General features: G+C 66.9%; 17 protein-coding genes. 5 read left to right on the top strand and 12 right to left on the bottom strand.

The features are described 5' to 3' along the window. Nucleotides 1-142 precede the first annotated feature (142 nt). The 8 genes from WBG79_RS19415 to WBG79_RS19380 form a co-directional block, all read right to left on the bottom strand. The gene (locus WBG79_RS19415) at nt 143-994 is read right to left on the bottom strand and encodes an amidohydrolase family protein (RefSeq protein ID WP_337358868.1); all 852 of its coding nucleotides are present in this window, start codon (nt 992-994) and stop codon (nt 143-145) included. Then, nucleotides 988-1905: an aldo/keto reductase gene (locus tag WBG79_RS19410; protein ID WP_337358867.1), complete on the bottom strand. Its 918-nt coding sequence runs from the start codon at nt 1903-1905 to the stop codon at nt 988-990. The genes WBG79_RS19415 and WBG79_RS19410 overlap by 7 nt, the downstream gene beginning before the upstream one ends. Nucleotides 1906-1908: 3 nt before the next feature. Further along, entirely contained in the window at nt 1909-2799 is an 891-nt protein-coding gene (locus tag WBG79_RS19405; protein WP_337358866.1) for a carbohydrate ABC transporter permease, read from the bottom strand. After that, nucleotides 2796-3707 (bottom strand): carbohydrate ABC transporter permease, encoded by a 912-nt coding sequence (locus tag WBG79_RS19400; protein WP_337358865.1) that lies wholly within the window; start codon nt 3705-3707, stop codon nt 2796-2798. Before WBG79_RS19400 ends, WBG79_RS19405 begins: the two co-directional genes overlap by 4 nt. A gap of 5 nt (nt 3708-3712) precedes the next feature. Continuing rightward, nucleotides 3713-4045, bottom strand: a complete 333-nt coding sequence (locus WBG79_RS19395; protein ID WP_337358864.1) for a hypothetical protein — start codon at nt 4043-4045, stop codon at nt 3713-3715. Nucleotides 4046-4050: 5 nt separating this feature from the next. Further along, entirely contained in the window at nt 4051-4977 is a 927-nt protein-coding gene (locus WBG79_RS19390) for a DUF6772 family protein (protein ID WP_337358863.1), read from the bottom strand. A gap of 76 nt (nt 4978-5053) precedes the next feature. Continuing rightward, on the bottom strand, nt 5054-6271 hold the full coding sequence (locus WBG79_RS19385) for an extracellular solute-binding protein (protein WP_337358862.1): 1218 nt from the start codon (nt 6269-6271) through the stop codon (nt 5054-5056). Between the two features lie 178 nt (nt 6272-6449). Next, nucleotides 6450-7199, bottom strand: a complete 750-nt coding sequence (locus tag WBG79_RS19380; protein ID WP_337358861.1) for a GntR family transcriptional regulator — start codon at nt 7197-7199, stop codon at nt 6450-6452. A 687-nt stretch (nt 7200-7886) separates the two neighbouring features. Here WBG79_RS19380 and WBG79_RS19375 point away from each other — a divergent pair. Then, entirely contained in the window at nt 7887-8405 is a 519-nt protein-coding gene (locus tag WBG79_RS19375) for an IS66 family transposase (RefSeq protein ID WP_443147497.1), read from the top strand. Here the strand turns inward: WBG79_RS19375 and WBG79_RS19370 are convergent. From WBG79_RS19370 to WBG79_RS19355, 4 genes are all read right to left on the bottom strand, one after another. Next, entirely contained in the window at nt 8302-8754 is a 453-nt protein-coding gene (locus tag WBG79_RS19370) for a hypothetical protein (RefSeq protein ID WP_337359396.1), read from the bottom strand. The genes WBG79_RS19375 and WBG79_RS19370 overlap by 104 nt on opposite strands. 899 nt (nt 8755-9653) lie before the next feature. Next, nucleotides 9654-10805 (bottom strand): hypothetical protein, encoded by a 1152-nt coding sequence (locus WBG79_RS19365; RefSeq protein ID WP_337358860.1) that lies wholly within the window; start codon nt 10803-10805, stop codon nt 9654-9656. Then, entirely contained in the window at nt 10805-14515 is a 3711-nt protein-coding gene (locus WBG79_RS19360; protein ID WP_337358859.1) for a hypothetical protein, read from the bottom strand. The genes WBG79_RS19365 and WBG79_RS19360 overlap by 1 nt, the downstream gene beginning before the upstream one ends. A 488-nt stretch (nt 14516-15003) precedes the next feature. Next, nucleotides 15004-15390 (bottom strand): hypothetical protein, encoded by a 387-nt coding sequence (locus WBG79_RS19355; RefSeq protein ID WP_337358858.1) that lies wholly within the window; start codon nt 15388-15390, stop codon nt 15004-15006. Nucleotides 15391-15721: 331 nt separating this feature from the next. Here WBG79_RS19355 and WBG79_RS19350 point away from each other — a divergent pair, with 331 nt between their 5' ends. The 4 genes from WBG79_RS19350 to WBG79_RS19335 all read left to right on the top strand — a co-directional run bounded on the left by WBG79_RS19350 (nt 15722) and on the right by WBG79_RS19335 (nt 20672). Further along, complete coding sequence (locus tag WBG79_RS19350; RefSeq protein ID WP_337358857.1) at nt 15722-16015, top strand: hypothetical protein; 294 nt, start codon at nt 15722-15724, stop codon at nt 16013-16015. Further along, on the top strand, nt 16012-17751 hold the full coding sequence (locus WBG79_RS19345; RefSeq protein WP_337358856.1) for a cyclic peptide export ABC transporter: 1740 nt from the start codon (nt 16012-16014) through the stop codon (nt 17749-17751). Before WBG79_RS19350 ends, WBG79_RS19345 begins: the two co-directional genes overlap by 4 nt. Before the next feature lie 348 nt (nt 17752-18099). Continuing rightward, entirely contained in the window at nt 18100-19932 is a 1833-nt protein-coding gene (locus WBG79_RS19340) for an asparagine synthase-related protein (RefSeq protein WP_337358855.1), read from the top strand. After that, nucleotides 19929-20672, top strand: a complete 744-nt coding sequence (locus WBG79_RS19335) for a lasso peptide biosynthesis B2 protein (RefSeq protein WP_337358854.1) — start codon at nt 19929-19931, stop codon at nt 20670-20672. The genes WBG79_RS19340 and WBG79_RS19335 overlap by 4 nt, the downstream gene beginning before the upstream one ends. The last annotated feature ends 51 nt before the right edge of the window (nt 20673-20723 follow it).

Below are 20723 nucleotides of genomic sequence, written 5' to 3'. Positions count from 1 at the left end.
CCACCCGCGCATGGTTCTGCCCCGGCTCTGATACTCCTGCATCAGTCGCTCGCGGCCATGCGACGTTCTCCGGCCTGCAAAAGTTCGGCCTCGCATCGTCCAGCCGAGCCAAGAGGTCCCAGGACGGCAGCGCGAACCGTCGTCATCGGCCGGGAGGGTGCGAGTTCGCATAGAGATGCTTGGCATTCGCCGTCATCGCGCGCTGCAGTCGCGCCGGGTCGAGCCCGATGTGTTCGGCCGTCGCGCTCAACTCCGCGACAACCTCGGAATATCGATACTGCAAACGGCAGACCGGCCAGTTCGATCCGAAGATCAGCCGGCTTTCACCAAAACAGGCCGCGACCTCTCGCAGCACGGCCGCACGTCGGTGCTCGTCGGCGCGGGGACCGGCGGGAGGCGAGAAATCGCCGACCTTGCAGAACGCCCCGGGCAGCCGGCCGAGCGCAGCGAGCCCCTCCCGCCAGACGGGATCCTCGCGGTGCAGGGGGCCCGGGTTCCCGGCATGGTCGATGACGATCTTCAGGTCGGGGTACCGACCGAGCACGTCCGCACAGGCGGCGAGATGGACGGGTGCCGCCAGCACCTGCGCGACGAGCCCCCGGGCCGCGAGCGCCTCGAGGCCCGCGCCGACCCGCGGGCGGCGGATCCAATCCGGATCGTCGAACACCACGAGCGGCAGCCTGAGCCCGGCGAGCACGCGGTCGCGGCATGCCGCGGCGAGCTGCTGCCCGAAATCCTCCGCCTCCATGTCGAGAAAACCGATGACCCCGGCAACATGGTCGGGCCAGCGCTCGGCGACGCCGATCAGCCGCCGCGTTTCCTGATAGGATTGCGCCGCCGAGACCAGGATCACCGTGCCGACACCGGCCGGCCGCAACTCGGGCTCCAAACGCTCGAAACCGAAGTCGGCGTCGAGGGAGGACATGCGTTCGCGGATCAGGACACGATGTCCGTCACCCGGCTGCCAGACATGGACATGGGTGTCGATCAACACGGCGGGTCGCCTCCCGCCCCGATCCGGTCGAGTTCGCTCCAAAGCGATCGCGGAACCGGCAGCGCCAGGAGCGCCATCAGGTCGTCCAGTTCGCCGCGGGTGCGCGGTCCGAGCAATGTCGTGGCCACGCCCGGTTGGCGGCGGGCGAATTGCAAGGCGGCCGCCTTGAGCGGGATTCCGGCGGCTTTGCAGATCCGCTCCGCAGCCACCGCCCTGGCGATCATGGGTTCGGGCGCCGGTCCGTAGTCGAAGCTGCCGCCGGCCGCCGGCCGCGCTGCGGCGAGCAGGCCGGAATTGAAGACGCCGCCGACGACCAGCGAAACCCCCATGGCATGGCATCGCGCCACCACACCGGCGCCGGTCCGGTCAATGAGTGTGAAGCGCCCGGCGAGCAGGAGGACCTCGAGCGGCAGCCGCTCGAGCACGGCCTGGGCGGTTGCGGCGTTCGACGTGCCGACGCCGATGGCCCGGATCAGGCCTTGCTCGCGCAATCGCTCGATCCTGGGCAGGGCTCCGCCTTCGATGTCGTGGAGATCGGCGGGCGGATCGTGCAGATAGAGAATGTCGAGGACATCGCGACCGAGCCGTCGCAGGCTCTCGATGACGCCCCGCTCGATCGCATCCGGCGAGAAGTCCTTGCGCCGATCTTCCGGCGCCTGGCGGCCGCCGTAGGGGATCGCGCCGGCATAGCCGACCTTGGTGGAGACCGCGACCGGGCCGCCCATTCGCCCGAGCGCCCGGCCCAGCAGAACCTCGCCGCGCCCGCCGCCGTAGAGCGGCGCGACGTCGAAGTAGCGGATCCCATGGTCATAGGCGCGGACGAGCAATTCGACGGCGGCCTCGTCACCGGTCTCCGGCGAGACGATCGAGAGCGCCGCGCAGCCGACGCCGATCTCGGGCAGGCGGATCATGGCCTACCCCTTCACCGCACCGGCGGCCAGGCCGCCGACGATGTAGCGCTGGAAGAACAGGGCCAGGAAGAACGGTGGCAGGGCGGTCAGCACGCCGGCCGTCATGACGTAGTCGAACTGGATCGCCGCGGTGTCGGCGAAGCTGGCCGCCACCACGGTCAGCGTCTTGCTCGCCGGCGTCTTGGAGAAGACGACGGCGAACAGGAACTCGCTCCAGCAGCTCATGAAGGACAGGATGGCGACGCAGGTCAGGCCGGGCCTCGCAAGCGGCAGGAGCACATAGCGGACCGATTGCCAGCGCGAGCACCCGTCGATCAGCGCCGAGTCCTCCAGTTCGGCAGGCATGGCCTTGAAGTAGGATTGCAGGATCCAGATCGAGAAGGGCACCGTGAAGAAGCAATAGACCATAACGAGGGACAGCAGCGTGTCGATCAGGTCCAGATTTCGCATGATCAGGAAGAGGGGCACCACGATCATGATCGGCGGAATCATCCGGATGGCCAGGTAGCCCATCAGCACCAGGAGGCTCGCGCGAACGTTCAGGCGCGCGAAGGCATAGGCCGCAGGCGTCGCGATGATGATGTTGAGGAGCGCCACCGTGATTGCGATGACGAGGCTGTTCTTCAGTGCCGGTGCGATGTCGAAGACCGCGGGAGCGCGGTTGTAGGCGATCTTGAGATAGTCCGGGTCGCCCTGGCCGAGGAAGGTCAGGTAGTTCCTCAGGGTCGGCTCCCGCGGGACGAAATGCGGCGGCGCGGCGAGCATCTCGGTCTCGGTCATCAGGCTGGTCACCACCATCCAGTAGACCGGACCGAACAGGAATATGAAGAAGAAGAGTCCCGCCAGCATCAACAGGCCGGTCCGGATGCGCTCGGCGCCGAGGAGACCAATCATCGGCCGATCTCCCCGCGCTTCCACAACAGGCGGATATAGAGGAGCGACAGGCTCATCGTGATCAGCGCGATGATGTAGGCGTAGGCGTTGCCGCGCCCGAAATCGGTGAGGTTGAAGGTGGTGACGTAGGTCAGCCAGGCAATCACCGTCGTGGCGCTGCCGGGCCCGCCGCCGGTCAGCACGTAGATGATGTCGAAGGTCCTGAGCGCCACCATGGTTTGCGTGACCAGGACGAGCAGCAGTGCATGGGACAACCAGGGCAATGTGACATATCGGAAACGCTGCAGCAGGTTCGCGCCCTCGAGCCGGGCGGCGTCGTAGAGTTCGCCCGGCACCGTTTGCAAGGCCGCCAGCATGACGACCGCCACGAACGGAACATGGTTCCAGACCTGCGCCAGGATCAGCGCCGGCATGGCGGTCGAGGTCTTGCTGAGCCAGGCCTGCGGCTCGGCGAGCAGGCCGCCGCCGACAAGCAGCGCGTTGATGAGGCCGTGCTGGCCGTCGAGGAGCCATTGCCAGATCAGACCGTTGACGACCGGCGGGATCGCCCAAGGCAGGAGCATCACCGCGCGCAGGATGCCGCGCCCGGGGAACGGTTCATTGAGGAGCAGCGCCAGCAGGGTGCCGAGCGTCACCGTCAGGCTGATCGAGGCGATGCAGAAGATCGCCGTGTTTCCCGCCGCGCTCCAGAACTGGTCGCTGGAAAGCACCGTGGCATAGTTGTCGAGGCCAATGAACCGGACACGGTTGGGCTGGCGCAGATTGTAGGCGTGCAGGGACAACCAGAACGAATAGACGATCGGATACAGAACCAGCGCAGCCAGAAGGAGGATCGCCGGCGAGTTCAGGACGAAGAAAAGGAACGGCTGAGGCTCGTTCGGCGCCGACCAGGCGCGCCGCCGCGTCATGCCGGTCACTCCCTGAGCGTGAGATAGACGATCACCTTGATGGGTGCGGCCGGCTCCGTCGTCAGGACCAGGCGCTGCCACGGACCGACCATCGTCAGGGGCAGGCTGACGAGGCCCGGGCCCCGCCGGCTGACGGGATCGGCCTCATGCGCGCACCAGGTCAGTCCGTCCGGCGAGATCTCCGAGGCGATCCGCAGGACCGTGTCGGCGTCGGCCGCCAGCACATGCACGAACCAGCGCGCCTCGCCGGCCCAGCCTGTCTCGTAGGGTTCGGTCTCCAGACGTCCCTCGACGGTGACGTTGCGCTCGACGACGGCGGTGAAGGAGCGTTTCAGCATGGCGTTCACCAGTCGACCGAGACAAGTACGGAATCGAGGAAAAGAAAATTTCGAACCGGCCGGTGCGTTCGCACGTCGACGCAGAAGTTCAGCAGCTTCTCGAGGCCCCAATAGCCTTTGCCGTAGGTGGGAACCGGGATGGACCTGAGATCCATGATTTTGTCGTTGACTTGCAACTCGACGTTCCGCCCCGCGGACGTGTCGAATACATATCTCAGGTAGTGCCAGTTTACCTTCGTCGGCAGCTCGTTGTAGCAGAGGTTCTGCTCGCCGCCGGGGACCTCGGCCCAATCGTTCGGATTGGCGACATGGTAGTCGGTGGTATGGGGTGCGCCCTCGATCACCATGCGGGTCGAGGTCTGCAGGGATGTCTTGTACATCCACTTGCGCACGAGATTGCCGTCGTCGTCCGTGTTGAGATAGCGCAGGGCACAGTGGTAACGCCGGCCGAACTCCAGATCGCAAACGTCGTTGCCGATGCAGAAGTCGCCGAAGTCGAAGACGCTCGGGTCGACGTTGCCGTCAAAGGACTTGTGGCGCTCCGGCAGGGTGCCGATCCAACCCTCCGCCTTGATCGTGAAGTAGGTTTCGAACTGCACCAGGCCCGGCTTCACATAGGTCAAACGCTTGATGGCGAGCGCCATGTGATGCGCTCGCGCGCGGGTCGCCAGCTTCAGCGCATAGGTCCCGTCGACGGAGCCATGGGTGCCGATGTCGAAGAAGCTGACGTTGCTGATCTGCGGCGGCCGCATGTCGCTGATGACGGGGCGCACCTTGTCGAGATTGCCGTCGTGATTGCCGATCAACTCGCACCAGCCGTTCACGCCCTCGTCGAAGTCGTCGTGAAACAGGATCCGGGGTAGAGGGTTGAAGCGGCTCAGTCTGGGATCGGCGGCCACGAGGGCGCGCCGAAGATCCGCGAAGCTTGACATGAGGCGTGACGTCCTGGCTCGGAGCGGGGGGCCGGCGGGGCGTCCCCTGCCGGCCGGCGGATATGGCGTGGCCCGTTCAAGCCTTGGCCAGCCGGCGGGCCTCGGCGGCCGAAGCGGCGATCGCCGCCTTCACGGTGGTCTTCTTGATCAGCGCTTCCTGGAACTGAGCCATCATGAAGGGCTCCCATTCCGGGTACCAGGTCGTCTTGATGCCCTTCCGCTGTCGACCGAGCTTCGAGAGCCTGTTGAAGTCGGCCGTGTCGCCGACATTCATCCGGTTGACCAGTTCGCCGACCGCCGGATCGGCAATCAGGTCCGGGTAGGGGCTGCGGCCGCCCTCGCTGAGAAGCCGGGCGCGCGGGATGGTGAAGACGCCCGTCTCGTCCGGCCCCGCATAGGCGCGCAAGGTCTTCCAGGCGGCGTCCTTTTCCTTCGTCGTCGCCGCGAGGCCGACACTGTGCGCATAGCCGACGGTGGCCACGTCATTGCGCTCGAGCCCCGGGACGAGGCCCATGCGGATCTTCCCGGCCGCTTTGGAGTCCGGCCAGACGTTGAACTCGGCCAAGGCATATTGCGCCATGTAGCCGAACTTGACGGTGCCGGAGCGGATGCCGGTGCGCGAGGCGCCCCAGTCGCGCTGCATGTCGTCGGGGGCGGTCACTTTCCAGTCGTTGATGGCCGCCACATACCAGTCGAGGATCGCCTCGAGGGGATGGCCGGGGCGATCGAACAGCGGTGCGTTGGCGTCGTCGAAGAATTCGCCGCCAGAGGCGTAGAGCGTCGCCCACAGGCTCCAGAACTGACCGGGCTGCTTCTTCGTCGCGAGGCTCAGCGGGTACTCTTCCAGGCCCGCCTTCTTGATCGCCTGCATTTGCAACCGCAGTTCGTCCAGATTCCTCGCAGGCTTGCCGAAGCCGGCCTTGGTCAGCACCTCGTGGTCATAGGCGAAGCCGAACGCGTCCGAGAGGAACGGCAGAGCGACCGTCCGGCCGTCCAGCGCCTTGGTGCCGGCGACCGCCGTCGGGGTCGCAGCCTTGAGGATCCCGTCCAGCCCGGGAAGGCCGTCGAGCGGCATGAGCCAGTTGCTGTCCGCCCAGCCGGCCAGTTCGGTCTCCGGGACCTGAACGATGTCGAGTGGGGTGCGTGCCACGAACTCGGCGATCATGGCATCCCGATAGCGGCCGAACGGCGCGCTCACCCACTGGATCGACAAGTCCGGATTGCGGTCGAGAAAGCGGTTGAGTTCGGGAATGTCGCTGGCGGGATAACGCTCCCAGGCCCGGAAGTTGAGCACCGTCTTGCCGGCCCGCTTCAGGCTTGCCGGCGCGGCGGTCTCCTGGGCGGCGAGCCTACCGCCGGCGAGCGCTGCGGCGAAACCGGCTGCGAGCCCGAGAGCGCCGCGCCGTGATACGGACAGACCTGTCATGATGCGTCTCCTCCGTTGAAGCCACGAGCTTTTTCGTGCTCGCTTGTTATCGTGTCGGGATCGATCGGAGCCGAGTCGGCCCGACGAGACCGCGCGGCCATTCGAAGAGATCGGGCCGGCGGGCGTGCAGGAGCTCCGCGCGCGGCACGACCTTCTCGACGTGGATGCGCATCAGCGCGGCCGACGATGCGGCGTCCCCGCGGGCGAGCGCATCGACCAGAGCCACATGCTCGGCGACCACCGGCTTCAGGGGATAGGGATCGGTGAGCGTCAGATGTCCGACGCGGAACCGGTCGAGATGCACCTTCGCCGATTCCACCACCGACCAGACGTTCGGCACACCTGCGAGCGCCATGATCCGGCGGTGGAAGAGCTCGTTCAACTTGAAGAACGTGGCGTCGTCTCCGGCGGCCACGGCCCGCTCCTGCTCCCCGGTCTGGGCAGCGAGTTCCGCGCAATCCGCCGGCGTGGCACGCCGCGCCGCCTCGGCCGCCGAGGCGGTCTCCAGTGAGACCCGCGTGAAGAGGGCTTCGCGGAACCCGGCCATGTCCAGCGGTGCGACGACGGTGCCGCGCTGCGGGAGGATCCTGACCAGATTCTCGTGTTCAAGCCGCTGCAGCGCCTGCCGGATCGGCGTCCGGCTGACACCGATCTGATCGACCAGCGCCGATTCCGACAGAGTGCTGCCCGGCAGGAAGGTCAGATCCAGGATCGCCCGACGGATCAGTCTGTAGGCCCGGTCAGCCGCTGTCCCGGCGTCGGTCTGATCGGCCAGTGAGGTTTCGTTCGCCATCATGCTGGCACTCTAGTGTGCTTGTATACAAGTGGCAAGGGGGAAGGGTCGATTTCTCCCTTCCCAGGCGCGCCCGCTATTCCGGCAGTTCGAACCGACCAAGAGTCGCCTGGTGGTCCCGGGATGCTGGCGGTCCCGGCGTGGACCGACCCAATCCATTCGCGCTACTATCGTTAGGTCAAAGGATGGGCGCTGATTACGGCCGGGCGACCGCAGGAGGCGCTCCCCGTTCTCGCAGAGGTGGATGCTGGAAGCTCGGTTGAGGCCGCTGTGCTCACCGCGGTAAGCCTCTGGCGGCTCGGTGAGAAGGACAAGGCCAGGGCAAGCATTGAGCGAGCGCTCGCCCGAGCGCCTAACCTGACGGTCGCAAAGTGGCGGAAGTCTGCTTGCTACCAGCACACGGCGGAGGAAAATCGGGAAAGCGCCGATCTCCTCGCTGCCGGACTGCCCGCCGGCTGAGCCCCGGTAGGAGTTGAACCGCTAAACCTCAGCTCGACATCTGCCCGATTCGAACTCGGCAATTTCGAAAGCATCAGTCGCAACGATCGCTTCGCCGTCGATCAGCTGTTAAAGGCGCGCACCACCGAGGACTTGGGCAATGTCCTCCTGCGCAACGCGGCGGCCGTGTCCGGTCCCGAAGCACATGACATCGCCGCGGACCTCGGCTTGGACAGGTTCGCCCAGAGAAGGATGGATAGAAGCCGCGCCGGCCCTCCAACCAGCGGAGCGCCTCGGGCGACCTGGACCGGTTTTGAGTCCGGGATCGCCTTCAGGCCGTTCTCGGACAGGGCGGCGAGCGCGGCGCGGACCGTCGGGGGCGGGCCGAGCCTGCTGGCCGAGATCGTCACCGCAAAGTACGGCACGGACCTGCCGCTTCACCGGCAGGGCGAGCGTTTAACCCGCGAGGGCGTGAGCCTCCCGGACCCTACACTCGCCATTGGCCTCGCCGATGCTCACGTGCCCGCCGAAGCGTTTGGGGCCACCGCCCGTGACCCATCTTTCGCCCATCCTTCGCCCCGGGAAGCATGCTCACCTGGAGAAGGTGAATGCGGGATAATAACTGGACGGTGGGCGCGCTTCAGCGCCACAAAACACGGGTGTCAACCTAATCCTCGTTTTCGATCTCGCAGGTCCCGAACGCGGCGAGTACCGTGTTGTGTGAAGTCATTGCGAAAGAAACCTGAAGGTCACTTCTCGATCCGTGCATAACCCAACCCACTCCGCGATCAACTCCCTGGAGGACAACCTTGCCATCGCCTCCGACCAATGTGCCGATCGGCGAGGCGACGGGAAACCCATCGCTGTCCGTACTCATCAAGACGCGATGCTGAAAGTCGACGGTGACTTTCATCGGCAACTTTATCTCGCCAATCGAGGTGGCTGCCGTGCAAGAGCCGTCCGGCTTGCAGGTCATCGCTTTCGTGATCACACAGGCCGCCGATCTCGGCGCATTGTCGACCACCGGTGGAGCATTAGCTGGCGGGGCGCTCTGCGCGATGACCATGGACGGTGCGGTGAGGCTCGCGACTAGCGCAAGCGCAGGTGCAACTGTTTTCACTATGCTTCTCCTGATAACATATGAAGATCACTCTCCGAGAGGAGGGCGCATCACCCAATCAGTAGCAAGGCGGGTATGGGTAATACCCGCAGGCCCGAACCGGAGGCGGTGCAACAACAACAGGCGGCGCAACGACAACTGGTGCTCCGTAGTAGTAGCCGTATCTCCCCGTTGCAGCACCAGCAACGACAGCGCCGGCAGCGGCGCCGCCCACGAAGGCAGCTCCACGACCGTACCTCGCTTCAGCCGCTGTGGGTAGAATAAGGAATTGTGCAGCGAGAGCTACTGAGATGGCCAACTTAGGCGCGGTCGGGTGCATGATCTGCTTCTCCTAATGGCCTAAAGATACCTTAGGCGCGCGTTTACCGTAGACTTACCAGAACGAATTCTCAATGAGATCGTAGTCAGTGCGTCTACTAACTCGGCCCCATGAAAATGCTAGGGGACGTTACGTCATTCACGCCAATGCGATGGCCACTTGGTATCGACTGAAGTGCACTCCGTTTCGACCGGACACCGGCCTTAGCCGGAAGTGGCGACTCTCCGATCGAACGTGCGCTGGTGCTCGGATGGGCTGGAGTTCACCTGTTGGAACGGCGAGGTGGTCCGCCTCGCCGTCGTCCTCGGCTGCCATAACCGGGAAATCATCGGCTGGACCGCGAGAATGGCAGGTCTTTCCGGGGAGATGATCCGGGACATGATGGTGAATTGAGTGGAGGCCTGCTTCGGGGCGCTGCGCGCGCCTCATCGCGTGCAATGGCTCGCCGTGGCGCTTCCTCCAGGCTGATCGCTGGCTCACAGCCAATGGCCATCGGCCGGACGCGCCGGCACCGATGGCGCGAGACTCAGACCAGGAATGGGCGGTGCGGCACCCCCTTGGACGGCACTTGTCGGGTGACTCAGGGCTCCACCATGAAGCAGTCGTAGTAGCGCTCGCCCGTCACTCGCCGGTCGTTCGTGCAGCGGGAGACTACGGCGAGATCCTCCTCCGTTCGCCATTGCATGTAGGGGCCGATCAGGTAGCGCTCTCGACCATCCGGAGAGTTTCCGAAGGCGTCGATCTTGCCCTTGAGTTGCGGCTCCAAGGCCAGGATCGCCTCGCGCAAGGTTTCGCCTTTCATGAAATTGTCGGGAAGCTGGTCGAACGGCCCGTCATAATAGTTGTTGACGGCGGCGTTGGCCGCGAACACGCCGATCAGGATCTTGCGGTCGCGGTAACGGTCGCGGAAGAGCGCGAAGCCGGAACGTTTGCCGATCAGAATGCGCGGTGAGACGCGGGACGAGCGCCATGCCTCGGTGACCGGGGCGGCTTCGTCGAGAATGTAGTGGAAGAGCCGTCGCTCTCGGTTCCAGACCAGGAAGAAGCGAATGCCGGACTCGTCCGATACGGGCCCGATATAGACCTCTTGCGGGCGGAGGTAACCGGTGGGCGGAACCACTTGAGCGAGGTCGTTCAGTTCGAACACGACCGCGGTGCCGCGAAAGGAGACCCGCCACACGAGCTCCGCGAGCTTTTCGACCTCTACGCCCTCCGCCGCCCCGAGCAGGCGGTGGTTGATCCGACTTTCGATCGCCCACCCCGTGTAGTCCTCGAAGTAGGCGAAGTTGACCAGGCCCTTCTCACGTTCCTGAGGGTCGAGTCTGATATTGCCCGCCCACTTGACCTGATTGTGGTAGAAATAGAAGTAAAAGTAATTCTCGGTCGGATAGACTTTCACCCTCTCCGGCAGGCTCCTGAGCACGAAGTCGAGCACCGCGAGCGGATCGTTGGTGTCGATGGCCGCCCGCTTCGCGGTTTCCTCGATCAGTTCCTGGTTGGTGTAGAGCTTTGGCCATCCGGCCGGCCGCGCGGCCTCCTCCGCGCGCGCGCGCGGGGGCACGACCAGAACGAGGACGAGGAGGCCGAGGAGAAGGCGGCAGAGGAGAAGGCGGCCGAGGCCCAGGGTACGCTCGAACATGGTGGTCCATCCCGATCCGCAGCGGCCGCTCCGCAGCCGAACGCCAGCAGGCGAGCCGGAGCGCCGCCAAAGCACGCGCCGGCTTGCCGCCATCAGAAGAAGCTACCCTTCCTGTGCCACTTTTCGTGGCCTCCGCCCCCGAAGCCGCCCAGGCCGCCGCCGTGGTGATCGCCGCCGAATCCGCCGCCCCTGCTGGCTCTCTTGGCGTGCCCGCCGTCACCGAAGATGGTGTTCGGGCCGTGTCCGCCGATCGCGCCGCCGCCATGGCCGCCTCTGCTGGCCTTCTTGCCATGCCCGCCTCCACCGAAGACGGAGACCGGCGGTGCGACGTGATCCGGGGTCACCGTGATGATCCCCCTGCTCGCCTTCCTGGCGTGGACGGGTCCGACGGTCTGGGCGCGGCTCACCGCCTTGGAGTGGATCACGACGGGACCGCGGCTCTCCTCGCGGGAATGGCTCGCCGCCCGGCTTGCCGCAGTCCGGTGCACTGGCCTCACGTCGGCGCGGCTGGCCGCCCGTCCATGGACGGCGACCGGCGTCGGCCCGCGGCTCTCGGCGGTCGTGTGGCGCGACGTGCTGCCCCGGCTCTGCGCCACCGTGTGCCCCTTGACGATTCCCTCTCCGGTGGTCCCGCGCTGATCCTGGCTGAGCAGGCGGTTGTGCCGATCCTCCCCGACGGGTGCGCCGGCCGGAGGCGGTGCGGCGATCACGCTGGGGATGGCGGGCGGGGGCGTTTCGGGATGGTGCTCCTCGGGTTTCACGACGGTCTTGTCCTTGTCCTTGATGATCGGACCGAGACTATCGCTGCGGCGATGCGCGGGATCGCCGAACGTGTCGTGGCCGGCCGAGGCGCCGCGGAAGTGCGACATGGCCCGGGTGTGGTATGGGCTGGCGAAGCCGCCGCCGAGCAGCGAATCCTTGCGCCGGTGCTCCGAGCCGGCCTTGTTGTGGGAGCGGTCGCGATTGTGGCTGGACTCGACGCGCGCGTGCGACAGCGCTCGGTGGTGGATCGAGCCGTCACGCCGGTGCGTCTCGGCGCGCGTGTGGATCGAGCCGAACCGGTCGTGCGACTCGTGACGGCCGTGGATCGAGCTGTAGCGGTAGTGCGAGCGATCGACCGCGTGGATCGAGCTGGTCCGGTAGTGGGACATCGCCGTCGAGTGCACCGAGTCGTAGCGGTCGTGCGACAGGCGACGGTCGTGATTGGGCGGGAACGAGCCGTCGCGACGGTGAGTTCGGGCGCGGCTGTGCCAGACCGAGCCCCAACGGGCGTGCGTCTGGGCACGGCTGTGCAAATCGACCGGAGGGAGCACGGCGGAGCCCCAGCGGAAGTGGCTCTGCCACGGATTGTGGGCCGGGGAGGCCCAGCGCCGGTGCGTCATCGCGCGGGTATGCTCGAAGGAACCGAAGCGGCGATGGGTGCTGGCCCGGCCATGTCCGCCCACCAGAATCGGCGGCAATCCGACCCGGATGGGCGCGCAGGCGATGTCATTCAGTGGATCGTCGTCCCCGTTCATGCGCGCAAGACTGCCGAACAGCGCGTCCACGAGGCGCGGGCCGATGCGGCCGGTCCCTTCCAGGCGCATGTCCCGTTCGAAGCGCAGAATGGCCGAGACGAGGTCGCCGGGGCCGCGCGCGGGCAGGTACCCCATCAGCACGAGGATGTTGCGCACCGTGATCTCGATCGCCGGCGCGTCGTCGGGATCGACGAATGGCCACTCGATCAGGACGCAGTTGTCGAGCTCGATCGGCGCGCGCATCAGGATCACCTCGGGCAGGCGGATCCTGATCCGCAGCACCAGGTCCTCCCCGGGCAGCAGCACGACAGCCGGCCGCCAGCACAGGAGGGCGTCGATCACCTCGCACAGCCAGGGGTCGGCAGGCGTGAAGGAGACGAGTTCCGCTCCGTCGGGGATCATGTCGCGGATGAAGATGGGCGCGCGCCAGGCCCCTTCCCCGATCGCCGTGATCGTGATGGCGAAGCTGCAGAAGCCGTCGATGTCGCAGTCCTCCACGGCCGACTTGCGGATCCACAGGTCGACGGGGCCGGTCGGCAGCGGCGCGGTGCCGATCTCGACCGGGCTTTCGGTCCCGGCGGCCTGTCCTTCGCAGGGCTGCCAAATGGCGACGTCGCCGATCATGGTGGCGTCGTTGCGGGCGAGATCGGCCGGATTGGGGGCGCCGGACCCGTCGACGTTCACGTCGGCGTCGACCATGTAGGACTGCTGGGGGCCGTCCGCGGTTGAGACGGTGCCGCGCGCCGGATAGACCCGGAAGGCCCCGCTCGGGGCGAGCGGCGCGTAGGCGCTCTCGGGCGTGCCCTGCAGCCCGTGCACCTGCGAGTCGTCCTCGAAGGTTCCGGTTGCGGGGTTGTAGCAGGGACCCTCGGGCGAACAGAGATGATCTCCCGCGATCCAGAGGGTCTGGTCGGGCCGGGCCGGGTCCGCCGTCCCGGCGGAGGTGTAGCCGAGCCCGAATGCGGCTGCGCCGGACGCGTTGGCACGGATCCAGGGCTGCTCGCGCGGCGGCTTGCGCTCGGCATGACCGATGTCGTACCGGCCGGTGGGCTTCCAGTCGCCGTTCATGTCCTGCTCGTAGCGCAGGACGCGGCTTTCGCGCGACGTCGCGAAGGGCTCCTCGACGTCGAGGCCGAGGTTCTTCAGGCCGCCCCGCTCGGAGAGAACCATGAGCGGCTGGTCGTAGCAGTCCGGAAAGCTGATGTCGGCAACCGGATGGCTGGGACCGGCGCGCTCGAAGTCCGCTTTGGCGACGAAGAACTCGGGAATCTCGAACTCGCGGCGGATACTCGTGCGATCGAAGTCGCCCGAGGGTGCGATTCGGATCGACCAGACCGTGCCCGTCTTCTCGCCCTCGGCCATGTCGGCGGCGACCGCACGGCCGAGCGCGACGCCGCTCCACAGGGCGTAGTAGAGACGAGTTTCGCGGCTGGCCTTGTCAGTCCTGACCCCGATGCCCCAGACTCGCCGGCGTGGATCGGCGACGTTCCAGCACGACGGGGTTTCGGCGAAGGGGCCCTCGCCGCAATCGTTGATGCGGGCGGTGCCGAGCGGGTCGAAGACGACCGGCGGCAGACTGGCGTTGCGGGCGGCAGGCACGTCGTAGTGGGCGGAGCGACCGTCGACGCCATGGTCGTAGCGGCCGAGATCGCGCCCGTCCATACCGAGCCGATGGATCATCCCGGTTTCCAGGTCCGAGACGAAGAACTGGCGATGCGCCTTGTCGAAGGCCAGGTTTCCGAGGGAGGCGCCACTGTTCTCTCGGCCGTCCAGCGTGATGTTGGCGAAGGACCGGGGCGCGTAGTTGCGGGCCGCCTCGAGCTTCCAAACGGTACCGGGTCCCCCTGCCGGTCCCCATTGGCCCGCCATCCAGCCGCGTCCGTCGGCGGTGCGGTGCAGACCGAACGCTGAGGTGGCGGTCAGATAGATGTTCGGCGGGTTCTGATCGTCCAGGGCGACGCCGTAGACCTGACCGACGTCGGCCGCGGTGACCGGCAGGCGCTGCGGCTCGTCGAGCCAGTGCTGTCCCTGTGCCCTGAAGCCCGGGTTCCTCAAATCGAGGACGCTGCCCACGACCCCGTTGACGTCGATCACCGCCTTGCCGTCAGGCCCGGGGGCAGTACCGGAGAAGCGGGTGAGAAAGGCCTCGCCTGGACGCAGCGGCGTCAGATCGTTGCTCTGGGCTTGCGCTGCCTGAGCCGTGACCAGAATCGAGGCCAAGGCGAGCGCAACTCCTCCGCTCCGGCCCGCACGAGAAACCCGATGGCCGGCGCCGAACTGCGACATGGTCTGCCCTCCCGAGCGGATCGGGCCAAGAGATTGTTACTGCTTGGCTTGGGTTCGCGTTCCGAGAACTTATTCATTCGTGGCCCGGTCACGCCGGGTTCACAAACATAATTCCGAATATGACAGATTACTGAAATAGGGTTCATTACGTTTGGGAAACGTCCGATCAGCAATAGTGCCGATCCAGGTCCAGGACGGCGACCAACCGGCCGCGAAGCCATCCAAATTCACACCAGATGACGCATGGGGGCGATCCCGGCCTCGCGCACGGCCTTCGGCCCGACCCTCGGGAGCGGGGCCGATCGCCTCCAGAGGCTGGCCGTTGGTCTTCGTCGTCCATGTTCCGATGACCGGCCCTGTCGACGACGCGCCGGCGGCGCTCGGCCACGAGCGAAGTATCGCGGAGGTCGTCGCGGGCTTCTCGGCCGCGCCCATGGTGGCGCGCGCCGACGCCTGTCATGTGATCCTCGGTAGCCGCGTCCGTCGGCCTATTGGGCCCGATGAAGTTCCCCGTTCGGCGTGCGCAAAATCTGGCCGTCAAAGTAGACAATCGACCAGGTTTCAGACTGAGGCCAGGCAAGACGCGTACAGCCGGCGGGCACGCAGTATTCAGTCGGATTCCAACCTTGCAAGTCGAAATGAATCCAGTTCTGTCCCACCGAGTAATGGCCCCAGTGGCGAGTCATCAGTTCGTTCATGGATGCCGCGCTGGTGTAGTGGGCATTCGGCATGAATATGACCTCTATGTTCATTGCCTGACCCCAAGGCGTCATCATGATGCCGCGCCAGATCCCAGTCAGCTCCTCTGCTGAAGCTGCCCGGGAGACGAGCAAGAATACTAGCACGACAAGGGCCTTCATCAGAGATGCGAGCATGGGCGGCGGCCTCCTTGGCGGACCTTGCATCCGGCCTGGCTCCCGGAGGGAGCGGCCCGTGAAGCCTCGGGCTTCGTAGCCCTCTGGGCATTGAGGTCCGTCAACGACGGCGCTTTGAACTGCAGTGCTCGCATCCATGTGCGGAATCGGACATCCGCCGGCGCTGTCGGCGTTGTTGAGATTGGTCAAAGCGCCGTGGGCAGCTAGGAATAGTTTGCATGCGAACCCCGGTACTGGCTGGCCGTCCATAGCCGGGCGGGCCGTGGATCACCGGAGACGGCGGCGCTGACCGGCCAGTCGAAAGCGGCCTGCTCGCCATGAGGCCTGCACGATGACCAGCCTCCTTTCTCTGTTGGCCGTTCTGGCCGCCGCGATTCTCGCGTACCGCCAAGCCAAGCAGCAGGGCCAGTGGTCATGGCGGGCCGCCGGTCTGATCACACTTCTGGTCGCGGTCTATGCGATCGGGGCGGCAGGGATCGGCGTAGGTATCGCGAGCTGGGTGGCGCCGCAGGATCCGGCCTGGGCGGTCCTGATCGTCCTCGTTCCGATCATTGTCGGCATCGTGCCGACGGCGATATTGGCCAAGCGGATCCAGCGGCGTTACGCACCCCGGACAACACCATGACGGAGGTCCGTCCGGTCGGCGTGCTCGCGGCGGCCTGGGAGACGCTCCGGCCGTTCTGGCCGCTCGCCGCCCTGGGTGTTGCCGCGGGCGGGATCACCGGCCTCGCCACCGCGGCGGTGCTGGCCTTCCTGCATGGCGAGCTGCAGGATGGCGGCTCGCTCCTGCGCATGGCCCTGTTCGTGCCGGCACTGGCGGTCGTGAGCGTGGCGGGCGAGTTCATCGGCGGCGTGGCCAATGGTCGGGTCGGTCAGCATGTGGTCGCAGCCCTGAGGCGTGACCTCGCCCGACGCGTGGCGGCGGCCCCGCTCGCGGACATCGAGGCGGCGGAGCCGCATCGGCTCCTGTCGATGCTGGACGTGGACGTCGGCGTGCTCAGCGCTTTCACGATCAATCTGTCTGGAATGATCGTCTCGCTGGCGGTAATCGCCGGCTGCTTCGGCTACCTGGCCTGGCTCTCACTGCCTCTGTTCCTGGTGGCCGCCCTCGGTGCGCTTGCCGGCTTCCGCCTGCAACTCGCCGCCAATCGGGCCGGCATTGAAGGGTTTGCGGCCGCGCGCGCCGAGCAGGACGAACTTCAGTACACCTATCGGGCCATCATCGACGGCGCCAAGGAGATCCGGATCGGCCGGGCCCGCCGGGAACGCACGATGGCGCGCCTGGAGGGCGCGGTGGAGAGGATCCGCGGGCGGCTGTCGTCGACGCTCCAGCTCTATTTCGGCGGTCAGGCGTGCAACTCGACCGCATTCTTTGCAACGTTGGGGGCGGTCCTCGGTGTCGGGCACTGGCTATCGGTGGACAGCGCCGCCCTAGCGGGATTCCTTCTGGTCCTGACCTACACGAAGGGTCCGATCGACCGGCTGGTCGGCGGTGTGCCTCTCGTTGCGGATGCGATGGCCTCTCTGCGCCGGGTCGCCGGACTAGGCGGCGAGATCGGACCGGCCCCTGCAGTCCCCGGTCCTGTCGAAGGCGGACTGTTCGCCGGAAATACGGTCGCGCTCGCCGGCGCGACCTTCGCGTTCCCGTCCGTGCCCAATCAGCCCGTGCCCTTCGTGCTCGGCCCGATCGATCTGAGCATCCGGCGCGGCGAGACGGTCTTCCTGGTCGGCCGCAACGGCAGCGGCAAGACGACGCTGCTCAAGCTGTTGCTGGGACTGTACCGACCGAGCGCGGGCGAACTGCTTTGCGACGGGCGGCCGGTCGGAGCCGCCAGCGATGCGGACGCCTACAGGCAGCTCTTTTCGGTGATCTTCTTCGACTACTTCCTGTTCGACGACCTGATCTTCGCAGCGGACGGCGACGCCGAGGCAGCGGCGGGCGCCCTGAGGCGGCTGGAGATCGCCGACAAGGTCCAACTTCGGGACGACCGGGTCATCGCGGGAGGCCTTTCGACAGGCCAGCGCAAACGCCTCGCCTTCGTGCAAGTGCTGCTCGACCGCCGACCCTTCGTGCTACTCGACGAATGGGCCGCCGACCAGGATCCCGCCTTCCGGGAGGTGTTCTATCGGGACCTGCTGCCTGAATTGAAGCGGAATGGCAAGACGTTAATCGTCGTCTCGCACGACGACCGCTACTTCGACGTGGCCGACCGTGTCGTGGAACTGGAGGCCGGCCGGATCGTGGCGGACGGCGCTCCGGACGCCCGAACGCGACCGGTTCGTCAGCGACGTGGCGACGGCAGCGGACCTCGCGATACCGAAGCTGGCGGGATCCGCGCTCGTCCGGATGCATTCATTTGATCTAACTCATGGCCCTCGCGAATACATTAACTAAATTGAATATTTGTTTCAACCTGGAAAAGGGATGTTCACATGCGTGTCACGAAAGAACGGTCGGCTCATCAACACTCTGCGGCCGAGACCGATAAGTCATACGAAGCTCCTGCGATGGTTGAGGCCGGGGAAACACGCGAGCTTATTCGCGGCCCCATGCTTGAGACTTACTGGGACTGCATCGGCAACGGGAAAACCCTGACGCGGCCGAACTGCTGACGCCATGCTGGCGAGGTGCTCGGGTTCCTAAGATACTCGAGGCTCTCGTCAGCGCCGGGCTGCGGGGGCGGGGGCCCGGCGCCGAGGAGATCGACCATGCGGTGCGGTTTCGCGGTATGGGCGGAGGCGTCGCGCGTCGTCTTCCGGCGTCTCGGCGCTGTGGAGGCGGGGCGGTTGGCGGGTACCGCGCGGTCCGGCCGGACTGCGGTGGCCTTATTCGGCCGGCTTCATTACCGCCACGACCTGCCCGGCGGCGGCGCGGGTCCCGCCACGCCGGATGGCGATGCCGCGCGGTGCCTCGATCTTTTCGAGCGCCGCGGTGCCGACGGTCTGGTCGGGCTCGAAGGCGACTTCTGCCTGATCGTCCACGATCTGCGCGCGCGGCGGATACACGCCCTGCGCGACCCGTTGGGGGCTTTTCCCCTATACTGGCGGGCGTCGGACGGGCAGTTCGAGGCTTCCATGGCCGCCGACACATTGGTCCCGCCTGGCACGTCGGCACTTGACCGCGGTTTTCTTTCTGCATGGCTGGCCGCCCCGCTCCTGGCCTCGCCCGACGGGGTGACCGACCGCGCCATCCTGCAGGGGGTGAATCGCCTCGGTCCGGGTCGGCTGCTTTCGGTCGACCTTCCGGACGGTCCGGTGGTCGTCGGGGCGGCGTGGAACTGGGCGGAGCGGGCGCTCGATCCCGGTGACGCCACGCCTGCCGAGCTCGCGGCGCATGCCCGCATGCTGATCGACGCGGCCGTTCGCGAGCGCCTCGGCGATCGGACGGCGGTCCACGTGTCGGGCGGCCTGGATTCCTCGACCGTGGCGCTGACCGCCGCGGCGCTGGCCGGGCGCGCTGCCCCGCTTTATGGCCTCTCGCTGATCTACCGCGCGATCGGATCGCTCGCGGGCGAGGCGGCCTTTGTCGAGACCGCCTACGCGGCCGCGCCATCGCTGCGTCCGCATCTCATCCTGGCCGACGACCTGCTGGCCTACGACGACGCCGAGGCGGCGACGGACGAGCCCCATGGCGCGGTCCTGGCGGGGGCGCAGGATCTGTCCCTTCTCGGCGCCGCAAGGACAGCGGGGGCCGACACCATCCTGACCGGGATCGGCGGCGACGATCTCTTCGACATCCCGCCATACGACGTCGCAGACCTCGTCCGAGCTGGACGTTTCGTGTCCGCGTGGCACGAATGTGTTGCCTGGGGGCAGGTGTTCGGGGCGGATCCCTTCACGGTGCTGCGGCGCTTCGGCCTACGACCCCTGGCGGCGCGGGGCCCGGCAGGCCGGTGGCTCGCTCTCGGCCGTCCGGCGGCCGTGCCGGCCTGGATCGCGCCGGACTTCGCGCGGGAGGCAGGGCTTGCCGATCTGTTCCGGCAAGCCGAGGCCCGGCTCTTCTGCGGCACGGGTCCCACGGCCCTCTCGGTTGCAGCCGCCTCGATCGCGGCGCTGGCCGGCGATCCGCGCCGCGGTCTCGCCGCCGAACAGGGCATCCTGGTCGCGAACCCCCTCCTGGATCCGCGTTTGGTCGGATTCGCACTCGGCCTGCGCCTCAGGCCCCGCGCCGTTCCCAAACGGTCGAAGCCGATCCTAGCCGACGCGATGGCGGACCGCGTGCCGCAGATCATCCGGCAGCGAACCGACAAGCGGAACTTCAACGAGGTCTACTTCCGAGGCCTCGCCCGCAACCTGCCGAAGCTCGAGCGGCTGGCCCGTGCCGCGGAGCGGGATCTCGGCATCGTCGATGGCGGGCGATTGGCCGGGAGTCTCCGGCGGGCCGCCATGGGCGCGCTGACGGATCCTGGAGAGTCGCTGGGGATCGACCTCATGCTGGCACTTCTCATCTGGCTCGAGCGCCATGTCTCCGCTGCCGCGCCTCCGCTTTCCGTCCCATGCCTGAGCGATGCCGTGCCGGACATGGAGGCGACACAGGCATGAACGGCGCGGCAGCACAGGGCCACGGCGGCCTTCCTGACTGCCGGCTCGCCCTCGGCGTCCATCTGGTCGCCGCGCCCGACGGTGGTGCGCGACTGGTGGACCTGGACGGCGCATTCTACGGTTTGACGGCCGTCGCCGCCGACATGCTGCGCGGCATGCTAGCGGGACCGTCCGCGGACGCGGCCGCCGCGGTGGCTGTCGACTACGGCGTGCCCCTCGACGTGGTCTCGGCCGATCTCGCCGCTTTCCGCGCCGATCTGGCGCGGCGCGGCCTGGTCGAAACCGGCTCGGGACGGATTCGCCGCCGGATGCGCAGAATCTTGGCGCGTGTCGCCCTGGCACCGTTCCTCGCAGCCCAAGACATTTGCGGTCCATCCGCGACAGGTCTGCTGATTCTCGCCCGGCTCGCTGTCAGGATCTTCGGCTTCGGCGCGGCGGCTTCGGCGTTCCGGCCCGGCACCGGCGGCGCCCCGACGCGGTCGCCAGACCTGGCGACGGTCGCGGCGATCGACCGCGAGGTGATTGCCGCGGCGGCCCGCCTGCCCGGCGCAGCCTGCAAAGAGATCGCCCTGGCGGCCTGGCGACTCCTCGCGGCCCGCGGCCTTCCGGCCGAGTTGGTGGTCGGAATCGAATTCTACCCGCTGGCAGGGCACTGCTGGTGCCGAGTCGGCGACCGGATCTGCGCAGACCTTGGCGCGCGAGCTGCGGGTTACACGATCGTGGCCAGCTCTGACTGGTAGGCAAGCGGCTGAACGCTGAAAGAAACGTTCGGCCGCTCAAGGCATTACCGT

The organism is Prosthecomicrobium sp. N25 (assembly GCF_037203705.1).
Taxonomy (GTDB): domain Bacteria; phylum Pseudomonadota; class Alphaproteobacteria; order Rhizobiales; family Ancalomicrobiaceae; genus Prosthecodimorpha.
This window is presented reverse-complemented; position numbering and strand designations above follow the sequence as displayed.

Coding starts and splice junctions, on each gene's coding strand:
- WBG79_RS19355 (WP_337358858.1), bottom strand. CDS start 15,390: ATGCTCGCATCTCTGATGAAGGCCCTTGTCGTGCTAGTATTCTTGCTC.
- WBG79_RS19390 (WP_337358863.1), bottom strand. CDS start 4,977: ATGTCAAGCTTCGCGGATCTTCGGCGCGCCCTCGTGGCCGCCGATCCC.
- WBG79_RS19395 (WP_337358864.1), bottom strand. CDS start 4,045: ATGCTGAAACGCTCCTTCACCGCCGTCGTCGAGCGCAACGTCACCGTC.
- WBG79_RS19360 (WP_337358859.1), bottom strand. CDS start 14,515: ATGTCGCAGTTCGGCGCCGGCCATCGGGTTTCTCGTGCGGGCCGGAGC.
- WBG79_RS19365 (WP_337358860.1), bottom strand. CDS start 10,805: ATGGCGGCAAGCCGGCGCGTGCTTTGGCGGCGCTCCGGCTCGCCTGCT.
- WBG79_RS19350 (WP_337358857.1), top strand. CDS start 15,722: ATGACCAGCCTCCTTTCTCTGTTGGCCGTTCTGGCCGCCGCGATTCTC.
- WBG79_RS19410 (WP_337358867.1), bottom strand. CDS start 1,905: ATGATCCGCCTGCCCGAGATCGGCGTCGGCTGCGCGGCGCTCTCGATC.
- WBG79_RS19405 (WP_337358866.1), bottom strand. CDS start 2,799: ATGATTGGTCTCCTCGGCGCCGAGCGCATCCGGACCGGCCTGTTGATG.
- WBG79_RS19335 (WP_337358854.1), top strand. CDS start 19,929: ATGAACGGCGCGGCAGCACAGGGCCACGGCGGCCTTCCTGACTGCCGG.
- WBG79_RS19380 (WP_337358861.1), bottom strand. CDS start 7,199: ATGATGGCGAACGAAACCTCACTGGCCGATCAGACCGACGCCGGGACA.
- WBG79_RS19345 (WP_337358856.1), top strand. CDS start 16,012: ATGACGGAGGTCCGTCCGGTCGGCGTGCTCGCGGCGGCCTGGGAGACG.
- WBG79_RS19375 (WP_443147497.1), top strand. CDS start 7,887: ATGGATAGAAGCCGCGCCGGCCCTCCAACCAGCGGAGCGCCTCGGGCG.
- WBG79_RS19340 (WP_337358855.1), top strand. CDS start 18,100: ATGCGGTGCGGTTTCGCGGTATGGGCGGAGGCGTCGCGCGTCGTCTTC.
- WBG79_RS19400 (WP_337358865.1), bottom strand. CDS start 3,707: ATGACGCGGCGGCGCGCCTGGTCGGCGCCGAACGAGCCTCAGCCGTTC.